Annotated in this window: 20 protein-coding genes; 15 read left to right on the top strand and 5 right to left on the bottom strand. The window is 45.9% G+C overall.

The features are described 5' to 3' along the window. Positions 1–6 precede the first annotated feature (6 nt). Entirely contained in the window at positions 7–480 is a 474-nt protein-coding gene (locus ADH68_RS12775) for a type I restriction enzyme HsdR N-terminal domain-containing protein (RefSeq protein WP_068962024.1), read from the top strand. Here the strand turns inward: ADH68_RS12775 and ADH68_RS12770 are convergent. The 3 genes from ADH68_RS12770 to abc-f all read right to left on the bottom strand — a co-directional run bounded on the left by ADH68_RS12770 (position 468) and on the right by abc-f (position 3454). Continuing rightward, entirely contained in the window at positions 468–1088 is a 621-nt protein-coding gene (locus ADH68_RS12770; RefSeq protein ID WP_068960495.1) for a porin family protein, read from the bottom strand. The genes ADH68_RS12775 and ADH68_RS12770 overlap by 13 nt on opposite strands. 155 nt (positions 1089–1243) lie before the next feature. Continuing rightward, positions 1244–1495 carry a GlsB/YeaQ/YmgE family stress response membrane protein gene (locus ADH68_RS12765; RefSeq protein ID WP_068960496.1) on the bottom strand — a complete coding sequence of 84 codons (252 nt, stop codon included), beginning with the start codon at positions 1493–1495 and terminating at the stop codon, positions 1244–1246. Between the two features lie 75 nt (positions 1496–1570). Next, on the bottom strand, positions 1571–3454 hold the full coding sequence (abc-f, locus tag ADH68_RS12760) for a ribosomal protection-like ABC-F family protein (RefSeq protein WP_068960497.1): 1884 nt from the start codon (positions 3452–3454) through the stop codon (positions 1571–1573). 241 nt (positions 3455–3695) lie between these two features. On the opposite strand from abc-f, the gene ADH68_RS12755 reads away from it, so the two are divergent. The 10 genes from ADH68_RS12755 to ADH68_RS12705 all read left to right on the top strand — a co-directional run bounded on the left by ADH68_RS12755 (position 3696) and on the right by ADH68_RS12705 (position 12889). Beyond that, on the top strand, positions 3696–4718 hold the full coding sequence (locus tag ADH68_RS12755; RefSeq protein WP_068960498.1) for a sugar kinase: 1023 nt from the start codon (positions 3696–3698) through the stop codon (positions 4716–4718). A gap of 79 nt (positions 4719–4797) precedes the next feature. After that, positions 4798–5466, top strand: coding sequence for a bifunctional 4-hydroxy-2-oxoglutarate aldolase/2-dehydro-3-deoxy-phosphogluconate aldolase (locus ADH68_RS12750; protein WP_068960499.1), 669 nt, complete (start codon positions 4798–4800; stop codon positions 5464–5466). Positions 5467–5618: 152 nt separating this feature from the next. Beyond that, on the top strand, positions 5619–5816 hold the full coding sequence (locus tag ADH68_RS12745) for a YtxH domain-containing protein (RefSeq protein WP_068960500.1): 198 nt from the start codon (positions 5619–5621) through the stop codon (positions 5814–5816). Positions 5817–5845: 29 nt separating this feature from the next. Further along, on the top strand, positions 5846–6058 hold the full coding sequence (locus ADH68_RS12740; RefSeq protein WP_068960501.1) for a YtxH domain-containing protein: 213 nt from the start codon (positions 5846–5848) through the stop codon (positions 6056–6058). A 108-nt stretch (positions 6059–6166) separates the two neighbouring features. After that, a complete protein-coding gene (locus ADH68_RS12735) occupies positions 6167–6538 on the top strand; it encodes a phage holin family protein (RefSeq protein WP_068960502.1) in 372 nt (123 codons plus the stop codon). A 3-nt stretch (positions 6539–6541) separates the two neighbouring features. Further along, positions 6542–6844: a hypothetical protein gene (locus ADH68_RS12730; RefSeq protein ID WP_068960503.1), complete on the top strand. Its 303-nt coding sequence runs from the start codon at positions 6542–6544 to the stop codon at positions 6842–6844. Positions 6845–7120: 276 nt separating this feature from the next. Continuing rightward, positions 7121–9064, top strand: coding sequence for a 1-deoxy-D-xylulose-5-phosphate synthase (dxs, locus tag ADH68_RS12720; RefSeq protein ID WP_088294834.1), 1944 nt, complete (start codon positions 7121–7123; stop codon positions 9062–9064). A gap of 11 nt (positions 9065–9075) precedes the next feature. Further along, the gene (gene trkA, locus ADH68_RS12715) at positions 9076–10410 is read left to right on the top strand and encodes a Trk system potassium transporter TrkA (RefSeq protein ID WP_068960505.1); all 1335 of its coding nucleotides are present in this window, start codon (positions 9076–9078) and stop codon (positions 10408–10410) included. A 12-nt stretch (positions 10411–10422) separates the two neighbouring features. Further along, on the top strand, positions 10423–11946 hold the full coding sequence (locus ADH68_RS12710; RefSeq protein ID WP_084273984.1) for a TrkH family potassium uptake protein: 1524 nt from the start codon (positions 10423–10425) through the stop codon (positions 11944–11946). Positions 11947–11956: 10 nt separating this feature from the next. Then, a complete protein-coding gene (locus ADH68_RS12705; RefSeq protein WP_068960506.1) occupies positions 11957–12889 on the top strand; it encodes a tRNA-dihydrouridine synthase family protein in 933 nt (310 codons plus the stop codon). A gap of 167 nt (positions 12890–13056) precedes the next feature. Here ADH68_RS12705 and ADH68_RS12700 read toward each other — a convergent pair whose 3' ends face one another. After that, positions 13057–13425, bottom strand: a complete 369-nt coding sequence (locus ADH68_RS12700) for a YraN family protein (protein WP_068960507.1) — start codon at positions 13423–13425, stop codon at positions 13057–13059. Positions 13426–13440: 15 nt separating this feature from the next. Further along, positions 13441–14574 (bottom strand): hypothetical protein, encoded by a 1134-nt coding sequence (locus ADH68_RS12695; protein WP_133165685.1) that lies wholly within the window; start codon positions 14572–14574, stop codon positions 13441–13443. Positions 14575–14667: 93 nt separating this feature from the next. Between ADH68_RS12695 and ADH68_RS12690 the strand changes: the two genes are divergently transcribed. From ADH68_RS12690 to uvrA, 4 genes are all read left to right on the top strand, one after another. Further along, on the top strand, positions 14668–15516 hold the full coding sequence (locus ADH68_RS12690; protein WP_068960509.1) for a patatin-like phospholipase family protein: 849 nt from the start codon (positions 14668–14670) through the stop codon (positions 15514–15516). 544 nt (positions 15517–16060) lie between these two features. Continuing rightward, on the top strand, positions 16061–17368 hold the full coding sequence (locus ADH68_RS12685; RefSeq protein ID WP_157755900.1) for a T9SS type B sorting domain-containing protein: 1308 nt from the start codon (positions 16061–16063) through the stop codon (positions 17366–17368). A gap of 12 nt (positions 17369–17380) precedes the next feature. Further along, complete coding sequence (locus tag ADH68_RS12680) at positions 17381–18346, top strand: lytic transglycosylase domain-containing protein (protein WP_068960511.1); 966 nt, start codon at positions 17381–17383, stop codon at positions 18344–18346. A gap of 17 nt (positions 18347–18363) precedes the next feature. Further along, a complete protein-coding gene (gene uvrA / locus ADH68_RS12675; RefSeq protein ID WP_068960512.1) occupies positions 18364–21243 on the top strand; it encodes an excinuclease ABC subunit UvrA in 2880 nt (959 codons plus the stop codon). Positions 21244–21901 lie beyond the last annotated feature (658 nt).

The following is a 21901-nucleotide window of genomic DNA, read 5'->3' as shown; positions in this document are numbered from 1 at the left end:
AGTTGCATTGTGCCGCTGAATCTGCCTCCAATCGATTCGTCGCGCCTTAGACAAGGTGAATCATATATCGAGATTTTCGACCGGTTACGCCACAAGCACGTAGTCCTTACGCCGGAAGAATGGGTACGGCAGCACTTTGTTGACTACATGATAAAAGAGAAGCAGTTTCCTGCTTCTCTTATGGCAAATGAGATAGGGCTTGAACTCAACAATACGCGCCGCCGTTGCGATACTGTGGTATTCGACCGAACCGGCAATCCCATGATGATTGTAGAATACAAGGCTCCGGGCATAGTAATCAGTCAGAAAGTATTCGACCAGATTGTCAGATACAACATGGTGCTGCATGCCCGCTATCTTACCATATCCAATGGCATGACACATTATTGTTGTCGTATAGATTACGACACGCATACATACACGTTTCTGAGGGAGATACCGGACTATACCTTGTGTTGTGCCTACGGTCAGAACAGATAGGTGACACGTAAATCCATTGTGCGGTTCTTCGCGCTGAAGTGGTCGAGCAGTTTTGTCTGTTCGGCATATACCATTCCCCAGGTAAACGAATACGACACCTGCCAGTTACGCATGATTTCCAGTCCGCCACCGACTGTCAGTCCCATTTCACCGTTAGCATATTCAAGAGCCTTGATATGGCTATGACCGATGAGAAGGCTGAATGACGGGCCTCCAAACACAAATGGCGCTACATAATCCTCAATTCCCGACATTCGGGTCCACTTAAAGCGGAGATGAATCGGTATTTCCAGATAGTGCAGATAACTGCGCTCGGTGCCGAAGCCTTGTGATGACCATATGAGTTTGCCGCCTAAATGCAGCTTGGCGCCTCTCATCTCATAATATATACCGGAATTTATGCCAAATCCGAGGCCGGGGAATATAACCTCGGTAGTTACACCGGCCGACATGCCGCATACTTTATTTACTTCAATAAGCGACTGCTTAAACTTCAGAGTGCTCATGTTCACACCGAGCATCGGACCATATCGCAGCTCGGCATCAGCCTTATTAGGGGCGCTTAATATTGCGATGAGTACTGTGAGTGCAACGAAAAATCTCTTCATTATAGATCTAATTTATTGGCAAAGTTAATAATATTCCCAATAAATCGGCACTCCAATGTAAAATTTCGCTCATCGACTATATCGATGAGCGTATTAATGTGATGGTTATGTGTGATATATACATTGATTAACAGACGGCGCCGGTATAAGGGACTTCAATGTCCCGTCGATCGGCTCAGGATTCCTACAATCCACAACAGCACTACCGCACCCACAACGGAGGTAATCAGACTCCCGATTATTCCACCGGCAGTAATTCCGACCAGCCCGAAAAGCCATCCTCCGAGCACGCCGCCTATAATGCCTACAATAAGATTCACCACCAGTCCGAAACCACCGCCACGCATAAGTTTGCCGGCTACAAATCCGGAGGCAATACCTATTAATATGTACCAGATGAAACTCATAATATATTGCTTTTATATGTTAGTGATACCTCACAAACAATAAATCGAGCTATGTGGTTCGCGGCAGTATTGTCGTTATGATTTCTCCGAGAGTTCAAGCCATCGCATCTCTTTTTCGTCAAGCAGTGTCTGGATTTCCTGATAGCGAGCCGACTTTCCTGCTATATCCTCAACATCAACACCGCTGCTGAATAGTGTGTCAAGTTCCTTTTTTTCTGTTGTAAGCACGTCGATATCTTTCGTTAGCTGCTCAAATTCGCGCTGCTCCTTGAAAGTCATTTTGTTGGCATCGCGTTCTCGTTTCGGACGATTCGCAGTCTTTTTCTCGGTCGACCCTTTCGTCGGTGTGTTATCGAAGGCCTCTCGCTCACGCGTCCATTCACGAAAATCACTATATGACCCCGGGAAATCGCGTACAACACCATCGCCTTCAAGCACAAAAAGGTGGTCGACAATACTGTCAAGAAAGAATCGGTCGTGACTTACCACAATCAGGCATCCTTTAAAGCCGGCGAGATACTCCTCCAGCAGTCCGAGCGTGACAATGTCAAGGTCATTGGTCGGTTCGTCAAGTATAAGGAAGTTCGGAGAACGCATAAGCACCGAAGCCAAGTGAAGGCGTGCTTTCTCTCCTCCGCTAAGTGTTCCGATATATTTCTGCTGGTCCGCAGGTGAAAACAGGAAATGATTCAGAAACTGCATGGGAGAGTAGTGGACTCCGTCGTTGACTATGACTTCCTCAGCAATATCGGTAATGGCATCAATCACACGCTTATTGTCATCAAGCTGTATGCCGTCCTGACTGTAATATCCGAATTTTACAGTTTCTCCTACGTTCCAGTTTCCGCTGTCGCATGGCACAATTCCTTGAAGCATCTTTATAAATGTCGATTTGCCGACGCCGTTGTGACCGATTATGCCCACGCGTTCATAACGAGCGAATACATAATTGAAATCACGGAGTATCACTTTGTCGCCAAAAGCCTTGTTTATATGCTCCGCTTCAAAGATTTTTGAACCGATGTAACTCGACTTGACATTCAGGTCTACATTCCCTTCAGATGCCCGGGACGAATTCAGTTCGTTTTTGCGGTTGCTGAGTGCATGGTAGGCATCTATCCTGAACTGTGCTTTCCCGGCTCGTGCCTGCGGCTGCCGTCTCATCCATTCGGTCTCGCGGCGTAATGTATTCTTTATCTTTGACATTTCTGCGGTGAGAGCTTCGATGCGCTCTTGCCTGCGACGCAGATAGTAGTCATAATTGCCGTTGTAGGTGAATATCTGCTGATTGTCAATCTCAATAATCTTATTGGTCACACGGTCAAGGAAATAACGATCGTGTGTCACCATCAGAAGTGTCACACGGCTTTTGCGCAGATAATCCTCAAGCCACTCTATTATCTGTATGTCAAGATGGTTGGTAGGCTCATCAAGTATGATAAGCTCCGGCTCCCGCAGTATGACATTGGCAATCGCGATACGCTTTGCCTGTCCGCCCGACAGATGTTCTGTCGAGGCTGTCAAGTCTGTTATTCCAAGCTGGGTCAGAAGCTGCTTTACCCGGTCCTCATATTCCCATCCACCCAGACTGTCCATTATATGGATTGACTCATTCAGCTCGTTCTCATTGCCGGAAACGAGAGCTTTCTCGTAGCGGGATATGGCCCGGCATATGGGGCTGTCCTCCTGAAGGCATGCCTCGATGATGCTTGCACCGGGGGCAAATCGAGGGCTCTGCTCAAGAATGCCCACTCTCAGTCCGTTGCGAAAAATCACATTGCCGGAGTCGGGACTTTCATTCCCTGCAATTATATTTAATAGGGTAGACTTTCCGGTACCGTTTTTTGCGATAATGCCGATTTTGTCCCCTTCATACACACCGAAGGTTACATCACTGAAAAGCATACGGTCTCCGTAGCTTTTTGTCAGATTTTCTATTTGTAGATAGCTTGTGGCCATGCTGATTTTTTGAGTTGCAGGCTACAAATTTACTCAAAATCCGCCGAATGATAGAATTCTCGACAAAAAATTTGCGTATTGCAATTGTTTGTGGTATCTTTGCAGTGTTATTCGTTATGAGTCGTCCGATGATTCGCGACTGTTGCGAAAAATAATCAAAGTGTCTCTTTGGAAATTGATATTTCCTGCCAAAATATTAAATTTGCACCACCAAATTAATCTTAATAAACAGATAACAGATATGGGAAAAGTAATCACACTCGGCGAAATTATGCTTCGCCTCTCGCCTGCAGGCTGCAACCGCTTTGTGCAGGTCGACAATTTTGATGTAATATGGGGCGGCGGCGAGGCCAATGTCGCTGTCAGTTGCGCTAACTACGGACACGAGTCGGTTTTCGTAAGCAAACTGCCGACACATGAGATTGGGCAGGCTGCTGTAAACGCATTGCGTCGTTACGGCGTCGTCACTGACCATATTGCCCGTGGAGGAAACCGCGTAGGTATTTATTATTGTGAGACAGGCGCGTCAATGCGTCCGTCAAAGGTAATATATGACCGCGCGAACTCTTCTATATCGGAAGCTGACCCTGAAGATTTTGACTTCGACAAGATTATGGAAGGTGCCGACTGGTTCCACTGGAGCGGAATCACCCCGGCCATTTCCGACAAGGCCGCGGAGCTCACTCGCCTTGCATGCGAAGCCGCCAAGCGCCACGGTGTCACCGTTTCGGTCGACCTTAATTTCCGCAAGAAACTTTGGACTTCTGAAAAAGCCCAGTCAATCATGCGTCCGCTTATGAAGTATGTCGATGTATGTATCGGCAATGAAGAGGATGCCGAACTTTGCCTCGGATTCAAGCCCGATGCCGATGTCGAGGGTGGTAATACCGATGCTGAAGGCTATAAGGGAATATTCGCGGCCATGATGAAGGAATTCGGCTTTAAATATGTCGTTTCCACTCTGCGCGAATCATTCTCGGCTACTCACAATGGCTGGAAGGCTATGATATACAACGGTCAGGAATTCTATCAGAGCAAACGCTACGATATCAATCCGATTATCGATCGCGTAGGCGGAGGCGACAGTTTCTCCGGCGGCCTTATACACGGCCTTATGACAATGGATAATCAGGGAGAGGCTCTTGAGTTTGCGGTTGCTGCATCAGCACTCAAGCACACAATTCCCGGTGACTTCAATATGGTCACAGTTGATGAAGTCAAAGCTCTGGCAGGCGGCAGTGCCAATGGTCGCGTACAGCGTTGATACATTTATAAATGAAGTCCGGGGCACTGTCTGCTATCTGCACGACAGGCAGTGTCCCGAAATAATCCAATGAATAAAAATGGCAAAATTCGATAAAATCCAGGTCCTTCAGAAGATGGGCGAGACCGGAATGGTACCGGTGTTCTATCATAAAGATGCCGATATAGCATGCGCGGTAGTGAAGGCATGTTATGACGGCGGAGTGCGCGCCTTTGAGTTTACCAATCGTGGCGACTTCGCTCATGAGGTGTTTGAAAAAGTAGTTAAGTTCGCTGCAAAAGAATGCCCGGAAATGGCAGTCGGAGTTGGCTCTGTCGTTGACCCGGCGACTGCTGCACTCTATATGCAACTTGGTGCCTGCTTTGTTGTCGGCCCGCTTTTTAATCCCGAGATTTCGCGCATATGCAACCGCAGGCTCATTCCTTACACTCCAGGTTGCGGCACTATATCTGAAGTCGGGGCCGCTCAGGAGACAGGATGCGATTTGTGCAAGGTATTCCCCGGCGACGTTCTCGGCACTAAGTTTGTGAAAGGCCTGAAAGCTCCAATGCCCTGGTCTAAACTGATGGTCACCGGAGGTGTCGAGCCGACAAAAGAGAATATCGAGGGATGGATAAAAGCCGGAGTATTCTGTGTAGGCATGGGCTCAAAGCTGTTCCCGTCCGACCGCGTCGCCGCCTCTGACTGGGCATATGTGACTGAAAAATGTCGCGAGACCCTGGGCTATGTGGCTGAAGCACGTAAATAACACTGCCGAATATATCCAATGGCGTTATTTCTGATTCCAAGGAGTAATAATTGAACTTTTCGGGCGTGCATGTGTTAATAGTGTCAGAATTATTTAACATAGAAATCACTAAAGTCTTATATAAAAAAGACCTATAAAAACGTTAACACTTTATGAAACCCTTACACATCATTCTATCTGTAATCGGCGGCGCTGTCGCTGGTGCAGCGGTCGGCCTTCTTCTTGCCCCCGAAAAAGGGGAGACAACACGCGACAATATCCGTCATTTCCTGAAAGAGAAAGGCATTAATCTTCGCAAGGATAAATTGGAAGAACTTGTCGATGAGATTGCTGATGAAATCGAGAAATAACTCTAAATCCCGATAAATCAATTTAAACGATGAACAATACCCTCGGACTCATAAGCGCTTTCCTCGGAGGCGCAATTGTCGGAGCCGGTGCGGCCCTGCTTTTTGCCCCGGAGAAAGGCTCGGAACTTAGAACCCGCATTGCCGACATACTTCGCAAGAAAGGCATCATTTGCTCTGACAGCGACGTTGATGCCCTCGTCGACAAACTTACTAAAGATCTTCAGGCAGAAGTGTGCGATTAATCGCAATACATCTTGTTATTTCCGGCCGGGCAAACTCAATATTTCCGGCCGGAAATATTATATCGATTGTCTCAAAAGTTACCCCTAAATATATTAGCCTTAATTGTCATGAGTGAAAAATCTGACGAAATGCGTTCAGTATGGAAAGCCGTACTCACATATCTGAAACTCCAGATTGAGAATATACGCCTTGTATCTACTGAAAAATCCGCCATATTGCTGTCAACAGGTGTTGTTGCTGCAATCCTCGGCATAATGCTTGCATTCGCATTGTTTTTCATATCCATTGGGCTGGTGTTGCTATTGGCCACCGCACTGCCTATATTTTGGTGTTTTATGATTATGGGCGGTATATATATATTACTTGGGGTAACGCTATATCTCATGCGCACCACGCTTATCACAGATCCGATTGCACGGTTTCTGTCGCGCCTGCTGCTTGATGAACCCGATGCTGATAAACAACAAAAATCCCTTTGACGTATGGCCACCGATTCACTTCCACCTCATGATCCGGCATCTTCCGCCAAGCGCTGGAGCGGATATACAATCGACGACTTGCGATATTGCCGCGCCGTAAACCATGTGAAAATGGAAATGGTACGCGAACAGCTGATGTCAAAAGCCTCGAAAGTCACAAACTTTAAAATGCTCGATTCGTTAGGCGGCAACAAACTGCTTGGAAAGATATTGTCAGGATTCTCTATGCTTGACTATGGCATACTGGCGTTTCAAGGAGTAAGACAGGCTACACGTCTGTATCATTTCTTTAAAAAACGCAAATAGATTTTTGCCCGATAACCATTCGATTGCCTCCTCAGCCGGCTCGTATTGAGCATTTATGTTGTTTTTGTGAAGAAACTTTGGTAAATTTGCATTCTAATTTAGAATGCATGAATACCGCTACACTCTTCCGCCTACTATGCCTCACGGCTCTATGGATTATATTGTGTTACCTGCTCATTCAGGGACGCGGCATCAATCTGTGGACAATTTTTGTTATTGTAGCTTCCGGAATTGTGGTATTCGTGCCTCTTTACAAAAAATATATGCGCAATGGAAATGGAAAGGCCTGATACCACAATCCAGGAAGCCGATAATAAATATCCCCTCCTGCAATCCATCGATTCGCCGGCCGATCTGCGCAGGCTTCCGCAGTCGGCACTCCCAGAAGTATGTTCGGAAATACGTGAATTCCTAATAAACTCTCTATCTAAAAATCCGGGTCATTTTGCCTCAAGCATGGGTGCGGTAGAGCTCACTGTCGCTCTGCACTATGTGTTTAATACTCCATACGATCGAATCGTATGGGACGTAGGGCATCAGGCTTATGGACATAAACTGCTTACCGGACGCCGTGAATTATTCGCTACCAATCGGAAATTCGGAGGTCTGAGCGGCTTCCCGAACCCCGAAGAGAGCGAATATGACACTTTTACAGCTGGACATGCATCCAACTCGATATCCGCAGCTCTTGGAATGACTGTCGCGTCCAAATTGCAGGGCGAATCTCCGCGCCGTAATGTCGTGGCGGTAATCGGAGATGCATCTATCTCAGGCGGACTTGCATTTGAAGGCCTGAACAATGCCGCAATCACCCCCAACAACCTGCTGATTATACTTAATGATAACGACATGTCGATTGACCGCAATGTGGGGGCATTGAATTCATATCTGACACACATAAATACGACAAAGGCCTATAACACGTTCAGATACCGGATATATAAACTGCTTAAGAATATGCATCTGGTAGGCGAACGCAGCAAAGGTTCCATACTGCGTTTCAACAATAGCATAAAATCGCTCCTCGGCAAGCAGCAGAATATATTCGAGGGCTTGAATATCAGATATTTCGGACCATTTGACGGACACGATATAGACCGAGTGGTCAGAGTTCTCAATGACATAAAAGAGATGGACGGTCCGCGTATTCTGCATCTTCGCACTGTAAAGGGCAAAGGATATCGCCCAGCCGAGAAAGATCCGGCGAAATGGCATGCTCCGGGCCTGTTTGACGCTGTTTCCGGGAAAAGAATAGGGGATGGCTCCGCGTCCGGCCCTTCCAAATGGCAGGACGTATTCGGTGAGACACTCCTTGAACTGGCCCGGGATGACAAACGTATCGTCGGCATTACAGCCGCCATGTCATCAGGCACATCAATGAATATAATGCAAGAAGCCATGCCGGAAAGAGTATTTGATGTCGGCATATCCGAGGGACATGCTATAACATTTGCCGGAGGCCTTGCAAAAGAGGGCATGCGTCCATTTGCAGCAATATATTCGTCTTTTACCCAACGTGCTTATGACCAGATAATCCACGATGTCGCCATCCAGCATCTTCCGGTCACCTTATGTCTTGATCGTGCCGGCATAGTAGGGGAGGACGGTGTGACTCACCACGGCGTCTTCGATATGTGTTATCTACGGCCGATTCCCGGTATAATAATATCATCGCCAATGGATGAGTCGACATTACGCTCTCTGATGCTTACATCTGTGAGCGGAAATTACGGTCCTTTTGTAATACGCTATCCACGAGGCAAAGGAAACGACGCCATGTGGCGTGAAAAGACACCCGAAGTAATTCCCGTAGGGAAGGGACACAAGTTGCGTGATGGTAAAGATGTGGCTGTGCTTTCCATTGGTCCTACTGGACGATGGGCCGTTGCGGCGGCCGACAGAGCAGCAGCCGAAGGCATCAGCGTAGCACATTACGATATGATATTCCTGAAACCCATCGATGAAGAGATTCTTCGCGAAGTGGGAGAACGCGGCGTCCCGGTGATTACCATAGAGGACGGCATGCGCGACGGAGGTCTTGGCTCTGCTGTGGCCGAGTGGATGGCGGATCATGACTATCATCCCGAGATTATCAGAATCGGCGTTCCTGATCGATTTGTCGCTCATGGAAAGGTGCCTGAACTGATGAGAGAGTGTGGGATGGACGAGGATGCTATTTTCTCAGCCATAAAAGAAGCCGCAAGCAAATCGGCCGTTTAAATTAAATAGGTATGAAGATTGTAATCGTAGGAGCGGGAGAAGTCGGCTCGCATCTGGCAAAACTTCTGTCAAGAGAAGAGCAGGATGTAATGCTTGTGGATGATGACGCCGAACGCCTTGCCAGTATCGACGCCAACTACAACCTGATGACGCTACGCGGCAGCGCGATTTCGTTTAACACTCTCCGTCAGGCTGGAGTGGAAAAATGTGACTTGTTTATCGCGGTGACACCTGACGAGACACGCAATGTCACTTCCTGTACTATTGCCAAAAGCATAGGTGCAAGAAAGACAGTAGCCCGCATTGACAATTACGAATTTCTTGATAAGAATAATCGCGATTTCTTCACCCGGCAGGGAGTCAACGCATTGATTTATCCGGAGTACCTCGCGGCACAGGAGATTATAACCGCACTGAGACGCAATTGGGTGCGTCATTGGTTTGAACTCCATGATGGCAAGCTCGTAATTGTAGGCGTGAAGCTACGCGAAAATGCCCGCATTGTAGGCATGCATCTTAAAGACTTCGCCCGGACAGAGCATAATTTCCACGTTGCAGCAATAAAGCGCCGTCATGAGACAATTATACCGCGCGGTGATGACGTACTGAAGCCCGGCGATATCCTATACTTTGCCACCATGCGCGATCACGTAAGTGATTTGCTTGACCTATGTGGGAAAGAGGAATTTCGCATACGGAAAGTCGTTATCATGGGAGGAAGCCGTATTGCTATCAGACTTGCCCATATGGCTGCGGATGAATTCCGCATTAAAATTATCGACAATGACATGGCACAGTGCCGCCGGCTACCGGAAAAATGCCCAAATTGCGACATAGTATATGGTGACGCACGCGATATTGACGTGTTGCGTGACGAAGGTGTCGACGAGGCAGATGCCTTTATTGCTTTGAGCGACAGTTCGGAGACAAATATCCTCACATGTCTTACCGCCAAAGAACTCGGAATACGAAAAACAGTAGCTGAGGTCGAAAACCTTCAGTTTATCTCCGAGGCAGAGGGTCTTAATATCGGCACTATTATAAACAAGAAGCTCCTGGCTTCAAGTAAAATATTCCAGATTCTTCTTGATACGGACGTAACCTCCTCAAAATGTCTGGCGCTTGCCGACGCAGAGGTTGCTGAAATCGAAGTAAAGCCCAACAGCAAGGTTACCCGCGGTCCGGTCAAATCATTATCTTTGCCATATGGTATGACCATTGCGGGACTCATACGCGGCGAAACAGGCATGCTCGTTACCGGTAATACTACAATAGAGGCCGGTGACCATGTCGTAGTATTCTGCTTGTCAGGAGCATTGCATAAGATAGAGAGACTGTTTAGCTAACAAAATTCATATATGAACTTTTTTGGCAGCAAAAGCCGCGACAAAGTCCAGAGTACGACTCTGTTCGGCAATGTTCGCAAAATAAATTTCCCGATGCTTGTGAGAGTATTGGGCTGGCTTCTCATGATTGAGGGCATATTCATGTTTGTGCCTATACTTACATCGCTTATATACTCCGAGAGCGATGTAATGGCATTCATTATTGCTGCCGGAATCACACTTGTCACAGGTGCGGTGATGACATTCTGCATCCGTCCGTCACATACTCAGATGGCAAAGCGCGAGGGATTTCTACTCACGGCTCTTGTATGGGTGGTGTTTAGTTTCTTCGGTATGATTCCATATATCATATGCGAGCATCCTCTTAGTGTCACAGATGCTTTTTTTGAAACCATGTCGGGCTTTACTACAACAGGATGTTCAATTTATGAGTCAGTCGATGTGCTTAGCCATGGCATTAATATCTGGAGATGTCTGACACAATGGCTTGGCGGCATGGGTATCATCCTCTTCACCCTCGCAGTCATACCGATGCTCAACTATTCAGGAGGAATGCAGATGTTCAATGCCGAAGTAACAGGCATCACCCACGAAAAACTGCGCCCTCGAATAAGCCAGACTGCCAAAAGCCTCTGGACTATTTATTTTGTGCTCACCACACTTCTGATTTTGCTTTTATGGGCCGGTCCCATGGATATTTTCGACAGCATATGCCATTCTCTGTCCACAGTATCTACCGGCGGCTTTTCCACCAAAAACAGCAGTATCGGTTTTTGGGATTCCAACTACATCAAGTGTGTGGTTACTCTGTTTATGTTTCTTGGCGGAGTCAATTTCAGTCTGATTTATAAGGCATATCATGGTGATTGGCGTTCATTGCTGCGCAATGATACCTTTATGGCATATATCGGCATACTTGTTGTAATGTATGTGATTTTTGTCATCAGTATTGCCGTTACCGGACATGCAACATCCATAGAGGCTGTCACAATCGACCCTATTTTCCAGATAATAACGACAATTACATCGACCGGCCTTACTGCCGATAACTTCGAAAACTGGGGTCCGTTGGTACTCTCCCTGTCATTCTGCCTGATGTTCTTTGGCGCCTGCGCAGGCTCTACGAGCGGCGGAGCCAAAATAGACCGTCTGCTCTATCTGCTTAAGAACACCAACAACGAACTGTATCGCTCGGTACACCCCAATTCAATACGTTCGGTGCGAATCAACGGTAATGTAATGGCACCGGAGGTTGTCGATAAGGTGATTGCATTTTTGTGCATATATGTTATGGTCATCGCGGTAGGCGGAATTATGCTTACTGCCATGGGGCTGCCGTTTATGGACGCATTCTTCAGTTCATTCAGCTGCGTAAGCAACACCGGGCTTGGAGCCGGTGTGACCGGTTATGGAGGAGGCGGTTATGAAATCATACCTGACTTCGGCAAATGGGTACTGTCAATATTGATGCTCATCGGGCGTCTTGAGATTTTCACCGTACTAATACTGTTTACACAGGCTTTCTGGAAGAAATAATCAAAAGTATATGGATGATAAACTGATTTATGCCGCACCCCTGCAAGGCTATACAGATGTGGCATGGCGCTTGGCCCATGCCGGTATTTATGGCGGTGTCGATGCATATTTCACACCATTTATCAGAGTTGAAAAGGGCAGCGTCAGGCAACGTGACCTTAATAATGCGATTCAGAATATGCCGTCTGGCATACCGGTAATCCCACAGATTATTTTTGGGAGCCGTGACGAATTTATCATACTTGCCGACACTTTGATTGACGCCGGAGCAACACATATCAATCTGAACCTCGGATGTCCGTTTCCACCACAAGTAAAACATGGGCGGGGAGCGGGTGCATTACGGGCTGCTTTGATTGAGGAAATCGCAAGCATTATAATCACGCGTTATTCATTTGCTGTATTCTCGGCAAAATTACGTCTTGGCATCAATAGTTCTGATGAATGGCGCCCGATATTGAACATATTAAATACAATTCCTCTCGATCATATTACTCTTCATCCAAGAATCGCGGCTCAGCAATATGTAGGAGAATGTAATAGTGAGATATTTGATGAGTTTTTAGCATCTACAAGTCACCGTGTAGTATATAACGGTGATATACGGTCAGTTTCAGATATCGCCCGCATCGGCAGTGTGCACAATATCTCTGTGGATGTAATGGTTGGAAGAGGATTATTGTCACGCCCGTCGCTTGCTCTGGAATATCGCAGTAATGAGGAGTGGTGTCACGACAAGCGTGTTTCAGTTTTAAGAAGATTCCACGAAGAAATATATTCCACCTATATGACTGTTCTTTGCGGAGACCAGCAGATATTACAAAAAATCAAACCTATGTGGGATTGGCTTGAAGACGAGATTGGTCATAAAGCCTGGAAAGCAATCCATAAGGCCACTACTCTCAGAAAATATGAATCGGCTGTGGCTGATGCATTGTCATAAAAACGGCCTGAAAATTCAAAGATTGTCAAAATTTATATAAGAAGGATTCTCCGATGGATTTTTGCCTGTTATGAGGGAGTGTAGCTGTAGCTACATGATTGAAGAATAAACAAAAAGACGCGGACAAGACTCTCAAAAGCAAAGTAATATGAATTTTAGACAATCTTTCAGAACGGCGGATAGAATGCATCTGGAATGTGTTCAATTTCAATAATTTCCCCATCATCATTGGCCGAGACAAGCAATATGTCGAACTGAACCTCAAATGGCAGATTTCGTGATTTTACGTATGCGTCAGCCGCTCGCACAAGAGATTTGATTTTTGCTTTGGTTATGCCTTCTATGCCTGAAAAGCCGGTCCCGGCAGTGCGCGTTTTTACTTCAGCGCAGACAAGTCTCGGACCGACCATTGCGACAATATCAATCTCCAGATGCCCTACACGCGCATTCCGTTCCATGATGGCATACCCCTTGGCTGCAAGATAAGAGCATGCTGCATCTTCTCCAATTTTACCAAGGGTGTTATGTCGTGCCATCTGATAATCTAAGAATCAAAACAATTTATAGGATATGCGAAAATTGACTGATGGGAATACCTTGAACGAATTTACAATATCGACATAATCACCGACCTTACCGTTCACATTTTCAACGTCATTAATCAAGTCGATACCTTCATGAGTAACTATCTTAGGGCTTCCACCCCAGAACATCACTCCGGCATCAAATCCGATTGACAAACGTCCGGATTTTCCCACCTCATTATTATATCCAAAGCCGATATAGGGGCGGAAACGGTTGACCAAAGCCTTTGCTCTAACAAGTCCGTCGGTTCCCGGGCGCATCATGTATGGCTGTCCCTTTCTATAGATGATATTGCCTTCGTTATCGTGTATATCACGGCTGAATGTGCCGACATTTATACCAACCGCGCCACGTTCAATGAGTTTCTCAGCCATTTCCGGCGACATATAATAGTCATCATATCCCGGAATCATAGGCTCATCCCAATATGCCCCGCTTTTGGCAAAATCATAAAAATGATTATAGATATTCACCGCGAGCAGAGATGGCATCTCTTCGATTGTGTTTCTGGCGTTGGCAATCTTATTTGACCCAAGATAAAAACCGGCGGTAATATGCCAGCGTTTGTCGGCCCATGGCATGACGTCGACCATAAATTTAAAATTCCAGAAAGAGGGCCGACCCTGCATGTCGACATGTTCGTCGACATGTATATTGGTGATTCCGTACATCAGCTCCTGCAGCTTGTCAAAATTACTTTCATTCACTGTATAGCCATCATCCGGTGTGGCTCCCTCTTTATAACTTGTTATGTTGAATGACATCGGCACTGCAAATTCAGGCATATAATCAACACCCGCGCGTAAGCGTACCCAATCAGTAACATTGGTTGATAAGTCAAGCCCAATTCCTGCCGAGCCCAGAGAAAGGCCGACATCCAGATGATTGAATATATTGCGGTCAATGCGAACACCGTCACCGGCAGTAGCAGATGGAGCAACAGACTGAGAGTAAAGGATAGTAGGGGAGAAAAGAACGGCCAATGCCGCTATAGATGGCAATTTCATTTGATTGTCTTGAATAAATGCGTGTGATTGAGAATCAATATTATTTTGACAAAGGTAAGCAATATTTCTAAACAAAATCAAAAACATTCGCATAATTAACACGTATGTTAACTTAATTATGCGTCAAAATATTCCGGTTCATGACAGAATTTTCGTATATTTGCAATAAACAATAACATTACAGTGATGAAATGTGGACTTGTACTAGAAGGCGGAGCAATGCGTGGATTATTCTCAGCCGGAGTAATTGACATAATGATGGAGCACAATCTCCGTCCTGATGGCATTGTCGGCGTATCAGCCGGAGCTGCTTTCGGATGTAATTACAAATCAGGACAGCATGGGCGTGCTTTACGATATAACCAACGTTTTGCCCGAGATTCCAGATATTGCGGAATTCGCTCACTAATCAAAAGCGGGGATTTATTCAATGCGGAATTCGCGTATCATATTGTCCCGAACCATTATGACGTGTTTGATTCCGAGGCCTTTGAACTGAACCCAATGGAATACTATGTAGTATGTACCGACGTAGATACGGGAGAGGCCGTCTATCACAAATGCACACATGGCGGAGATTTATTTTATGAATGGGTAAGAGCCTCGGCATCAATGCCTTTAGTATCAAATATTGTTGAAATAGATGGCCGACGGCTCCTTGACGGAGGCATGTCCGACTCTATACCTCTCGAATTTTTTGAACGCTGTGGTTATGATGCCAATGTAGTGGTGCTGACTCAACCGGAAGGATATGTAAAGAAATGTTCCCGATTCATGCCGATGATAGAGTGGGGTCTGCGCAAGCATCCGGGAGCAAGAGACGCGATGAGCCGCCGTCATGTAATGTATAATGCCCAGCTCGAATATGTCCGTCATGCAGAATCTGAAGGCCGCTGTGTAGTAATCCGGCCGGAATCTCCGTTGCAAATCGGACATGTGTCACACAGTCCGGATGACATGCAGCGCGTCTACGATTTAGGACGTGTTGCCGCGCAGAAAAAGATTCAGGAAATCAAAACACTTTGGCATCAATAATTGATTTATTGCCCATTTCCCAAAGACATAATATTTTTTCTTTCAGATGAAAATCTCTACCAGCAGATGCCGCAGGCTTTTTCAAAGCCCTTGGTGCAAACAATCTATTGAAATAGTCTTCTTCAATTCCATATAGCTTATTAGGACATAAACTATAGAAAACAGATAGAATTTGTGAGCTGAATGATTTGCGGCTTACGTCCCATAATCTGTATTATGTTAAATTGCGTGAGCGAGAGTTTCTCAACTTCCCTCTTGCCATAGTGCTTCATTCCCATTACTCACTCATGGTATCTCCCAATCCCCCTCGGCGATATCGGACTCTCTCTTTTACTGTCTATCGAACAAAATGAAAGGCATACAGGCCGAAAATCACGAAAAATCAAAGCGCAATATTAACGACAGATACGCCGTTTTGAAAAAAACACTATCTTTGTATGTTATGGCATATCTTGACAAACGATTCAAAAGATTGAAGGCAATACCTCGACACATAATTCTTGGTATCGGAATCTGTGTTTCCCCAACAGGCATTCCTCAATATATGTCGGCACAGGTATCAATCACCGGCGATATATATCCTCCTATTTCTATAACACCGGAAGCGTCTACCGGGCTTTCGGCTATATACGTGCTACATTCATGTCAAGGCAGCACCTCGCTTACCTATCAAGCAAAAAACACCACCCACCCTATATGGTATACATTCGGGCAGCTTGGAGCTGCATATGCCGAGCCGATACCAGAGAATAAGATAGACTACTCAGGGGCGGAATCGATATTAAATGAGGTACGGTCTGATTGCGGGTATGTGATTGAAGATGGCAATTCACGCACATATTTCTGGATAATCGATTATTCGGAATACGAACTTCTTCTCAGTTCCCTGTCGGTTGACGGAGACAGTGATTGCTACACTACAATCTTAAATTTAGGAGGAGATGCATATCCCATATATTATTATACAATAACCGGTCGTCGCGGCGAGTTGTCGCGAGAGATGTCGCTGAAATATACCACGATGGAATATTCAGCAGATTATCAAGGATATAGAGAGATTGAAGCTACAGTATCCCTGCCAAATGCGGATGGTGCAATTCATTGTACCGCAGCGCTATGCGACACTGAATACACTCTTGTCGGAGACAGATTTCTGCGAGAATGGGGTCTGCCGGAGTTGTCGGTTAGCACCGACGTGATTGCGGCCCGTCGTGTTGAGGCCCATACCTCCGCAGAACAGGAGACAGAGACATTCGACAACCAGCAGAGAACATCATCAGGAGAAGGCTCGGCATCTCTTGGCGGCTCGGCGCCGGTTGAGATTTCTTTCATCGCAGATGTCACCCCTGCTGCGATATTTACCGAATGGCAAGTATCAACCCATCCTGAATTCGAGGATATCTTATTGCGCGACAAGAATCTTTCATTTACCCGTACATTCCGCGATGCAGGTACAACATATGTACGCTTCATGGCGGCTGACGCCGATGGTGAATGTGAGCATTATTCCGAGACATATCAGATAAATATCGGAGAATCCGACCTGCATTGTCCAAATGCGTTTTCGCCGGAAGGCTCTCCGGGAATTAATGATGAATGGAAAGTAAGCTACCGCTCAATAACTGAATTCAAGTGCAGTATATTCAACCGATGGGGTATCTGTGTTGCGACTCTTGATCACCCATCACAGGGTTGGGATGGCAAGTATAAAGGGAAATATGTCGGCTCAGGTGTTTATTATTATGTAATAAAGGCTCGTGGAGCCGACGGCCGCGTTTACAACCTAAAAGGAGACATCAACATTATAAAATATAATAACGAAAATCAAGGCATAGCCTCTCCTCAGCCATAAAACTTAACTAACATGCAAATTTATTATCATAAAATAATAGCCACCGCACTGTTTTGCGGACTTTTTTCCGGCACAATAAATGCCGAGGCAACTGACATAAAAAACGGCGATTCGTCGACACTGTTCAGCACCGTTGTCAATCCGAGAATTCCGTCAAAGGTTACATTTGCCGGACAAACGGTAGATCTTGACCGAGTGGATTTATTCGAGCGTCTTGACCGTGAACTCACATCCATGGCTTATACGCATGGCAATACTCTGCTCACAATAAAAAGGGCCAACCGATACTTCCCTAAACTCATCCCCATTTTGAAGAAAAACGGAGTCCCTGAGGATTTAATATATCTTGCATGCATCGAGAGCACGCTAAATCCTCGTGCATACTCCCCGGCAAAGGCCGCGGGTCTGTGGCAGTTTATACCGTCCACAGGAAAAGAATATGGCCTTGAGGTAAATGAATTTGTCGACGAGCGCTATCATCCGGAGAAAGCGACACAGGCTGCATGCAGATATCTAAAAAACGCACTTGCCAAATATGGCAACTGGGAGTCTGTCGCCGCAAGCTACAATGCCGGCATGGCTCGTATATCCAAAGAACTCGACGCCCAAAAAAGCAAATCAGCCTACGACCTGTATCTCAACGACGAGACATCGCGCTATATATTCCGTCTCATCGCCATGAAGCTCATAATGGAGAATCCGAAGGCATACGGATATCGCATAAGCTCTGATCAATTGCATACTCCAGTACGCACAACGACTGTCGAAGTCAATGGTCCAGTAGAAGATTGGACTGCTTGGGCAAAATCTCATGGCATAAGCTATCTTACCTTGCGCGATTTCAACCCATGGATAAGGGCAAAATCGCTCCCTAACAAAACAGGAAAAACCTACCGGGTTGAAATACCTCTTGCTGACGATATGCTTCGTTCTACAAGTAAGACACACGTCTACAATCCCGCGTGGGTAGTAGACTGATGGATGAATATTGATTTATGAAAAAAGATATAACCGAAAATATTCCGGCAGATGCCGATAAATTATCGGTGCTTGGCGCACGCGTCCATAATCTTAAGAATATCGATGTGGACATACCTCATAATTCCCTTTCTGTAATTACCGGACTTAGCGGAAGCGGAAAGTCGAGTCTTGCATTCGACACAATTTTCGCAGAGGGACAACGTCGGTATATCGAGACATTCTCGGCATATGCACGCAACATGCTCGGTACTCTTGAGCGGCCGGATGTAGACCGCATCACTGGCCTGAGTCCGGTTATTGCTATTGAGCAAAAGACCATAAACCGTAATCCGCGAAGCACTATCGGCACAACAACCGAGGTGTATGACTATATGCGCCTGCTATTCGCTCGCATCGGTGTAGCGCGAAGCTATATCAGCGGAGAGAAGATGGAGAAATATACTGCCGAGAAAATCGTGGCACTTATATTGTCACGATATGACGGGCATAAAATTTATGTTCTTGCTCCACTTGTGAAGAATCGTAAAGGCCATTACAAGGAACTCTTCGAACAACTGCGTAAGAAAGGATACCTTACAGTAAGAGTCGACGGCGAACTTCGCGAAATTACATTCGGTATGAAACTCGACCGCTACAAGAACCATTCCATAGAACTTGTGGTCGATAAGCTGAAAGTAGGCCGTAAGGATGCCATTCGTCTGAATGATTCTGTAGAAAACGCATTGCGCCAGGGAGACAAACAGATGATGGTCTATGATCTTGATGAAGATACTGTAGCCCACTATAGCCAGATGCTGATGGATGCTGAAAGTGGGTTGTCATACCGTGAGCCTGCTCCACACAACTTTTCATTTAATTCTCCCCAAGGGGCATGTCCCTGTTGCAAGGGACTGGGCTATGTCAACATTATTGACAGGCAGAAACTGATTCCGGATTCGTCGCAGTCAATCTATAAAGGTGGTATCGCCGCACTCGGTCCATACAAGAATACAATGATATTCTGGCAGATTTCAGCCATCTGTGAGAAATATGGGTGCTCATTGAAAACACCGATATCCGACTTGCCAGAAGAGGCTCTGAACGATATTCTAAACGGGACTGACGAGCGTCTTCAGCTAAAGACCGACATGCAGAGCACCTACAACTATTTCCGCACATATGAAGGTCTCGTCAAGTATATCGAGCTGCAACAATCGGATGATGCAGGAAGCAAGGCCCAGAAATGGAGCGGACAGTTTTATTCCCGAGCAACATGTCCTGAATGTGGAGGTCGACGACTTAACCGTGAAGCATTGCATTTTTTTGTTGACGGATATAATATTTCCGATCTGGCGCGCATGGATATCGGCGAACTGTATGAATGGGCTTCGCAGGTAGAGAAGCGCCTCGATTCACGGAGTCTGATGGTCGGCGGAGAGATTCTGAAGGAGATACGTTCCCGACTGCGCTTTCTTGTGGATGTCGGACTCCATTACCTATCTTTGGACAGAGCCTCGGCTACACTTTCCGGAGGCGAAAGCCAGCGTATACGACTGGCTACACAGCTCGGGTCGGAACTGGTCAATGTAATGTACATACTTGACGAGCCGAGCATAGGTCTGCATCAGCGTGACAACAAAAGGCTGATTGATTCATTAAAGAGATTGCGCGATGCATTTAATACCATCATTGTTGTCGAGCATGATAAAGAAATCATGCTCGAAGCTGATTATATCGTAGATATCGGCCCTAAGGCGGGCCGCAAGGGTGGCAACGTAGTATTCGCCGGCACCCCCAATGAAATGCTTGCGCAGGATACTCTGACAGCACGATATCTCAACGGCACATGCACAATAGAGCGTGGCAGTGCTCCACGGCCCGGTAATGGCAAATATCTGCGTCTTGAAGGATGCACGGGCCATAATCTCAAGAATGTCACATTAGAGATTCCACTCGGATGCCTGGTGTGTGTGGCCGGAGTGTCAGGCAGTGGGAAATCCAGTCTTATCAACGGCACATTGCAGCCTATACTGAGCCATCATTTCTACCATTCTCTGCAAGAGCCCCTGCCATATAAAAGCATCGAAGGGATTGAGCATATCGACAAGATTGTTACGGTCGACCAATCGCCACTCGGGCGTTCTCCACGATCCAATCCTGCAACGTATACCGGAGTATTCTCCGATATACGCTCTCTGTTCGTAAATCTACCGGAGGCCAAAATCCGCGGTTACAGACCCGGCAGATTCTCATTCAATGTGGCCGGAGGCCGATGTGAAGCATGTAATGGCAATGGCTATAAAACAATTGAGATGAATTTCCTGCCTGATGTGCTTGTGCCTTGTGAGGTATGTGGCGGGAAGCGCTATAACCGCGAGACGCTTGAGGTGCGTTACAAGGGGAAATCTATCGCCGATGTTCTCGACATGACCATAAACCAGGCTGTCGAGTTCTTTGCCGGTATCCCAGGCATATTAAAGAAACTTCAGGTGCTTCAGGATATCGGACTCGGATATATCAAGCTCGGACAACCTTCGAGCACACTTTCCGGAGGCGAGAACCAGCGCGTAAAACTCGCTACAGAGCTTTCAAAACGCGACACCGGACGTACTATGTTCATACTTGATGAACCAACAACAGGGCTGCATTTCGAAGATATAAAAGTGCTGCTTGGAGTATTGAACCGTCTGGTCGAAAAAGGGAACACCGTAGTCGTTATCGAGCATAATCTTGATGTGATAAAATGTGCAGACTATGTAATCGATATGGGGCCGGAGGGAGGCAAAAACGGCGGCATGATAATAGCGGCAGGAACTCCTGAAGAGATTGCTCAAACCAAGTCGCCGACGGCGGCATATATAGCCGAGGAACTTGATGAATCAGAACGCCTGAAGAAACGACAAGAGCATATTTAGAGCTTGTTTAATAATAAATCTTTCCCGAAGGAATTAAAGCAATGCCGTGTCCTACAATTATAGGGGCACGGCATTGCTTTATCTATATACCGGTTTTTCAAGGAATAATACTACCAGCCTCTGTATATTCGATTGAATTTCTGCTATAAAACATGTGAAAAAATTTGCAAAATTCGCATTTATTATACCACAAACGCAAATTGGTGTTAAATTACAGAATATTAAGCACTTGAATAGTTAATGAATTCTTATTAAGAAATCTTAACAACATATTTCTGTGTTATATTTGCAAATGTCAACTTATTTACTTTGAAAGGAACAGCCACCAAATAGATTTGCAAACAGCACAATCTGAAATCCAATTTGCAAATGCATATTGAAATATCAAAGCCCATAAATTTACATTATTAAACACGAATTTCATATATGTGTGGTTCGCAAACCACCATAGCTCTAATTTGAAAAACACGGAATGAATGCTTCTACACGGTTCGCAAACGCAAAAATACCCTACTTAACACAGATTGATATATGGGCATAATGTACTATAACTCATACTAAATAGTTTTAAAATATTTAGTATTGCTTTAGGTTTGTATCGAGAAATTAACATAGGTGACTTCCAACGCAATCCACATAGCGTATAATAAACTAATTA

Source organism: Muribaculum intestinale, from assembly GCF_002201515.1.
In the GTDB taxonomy this organism is placed as follows: Bacteria; Bacteroidota; Bacteroidia; order Bacteroidales; family Muribaculaceae; genus Muribaculum; species Muribaculum intestinale.
Note: the sequence above shows the minus strand (reverse complement) of the source record. Positions and strands in the feature narration are given on the sequence as shown.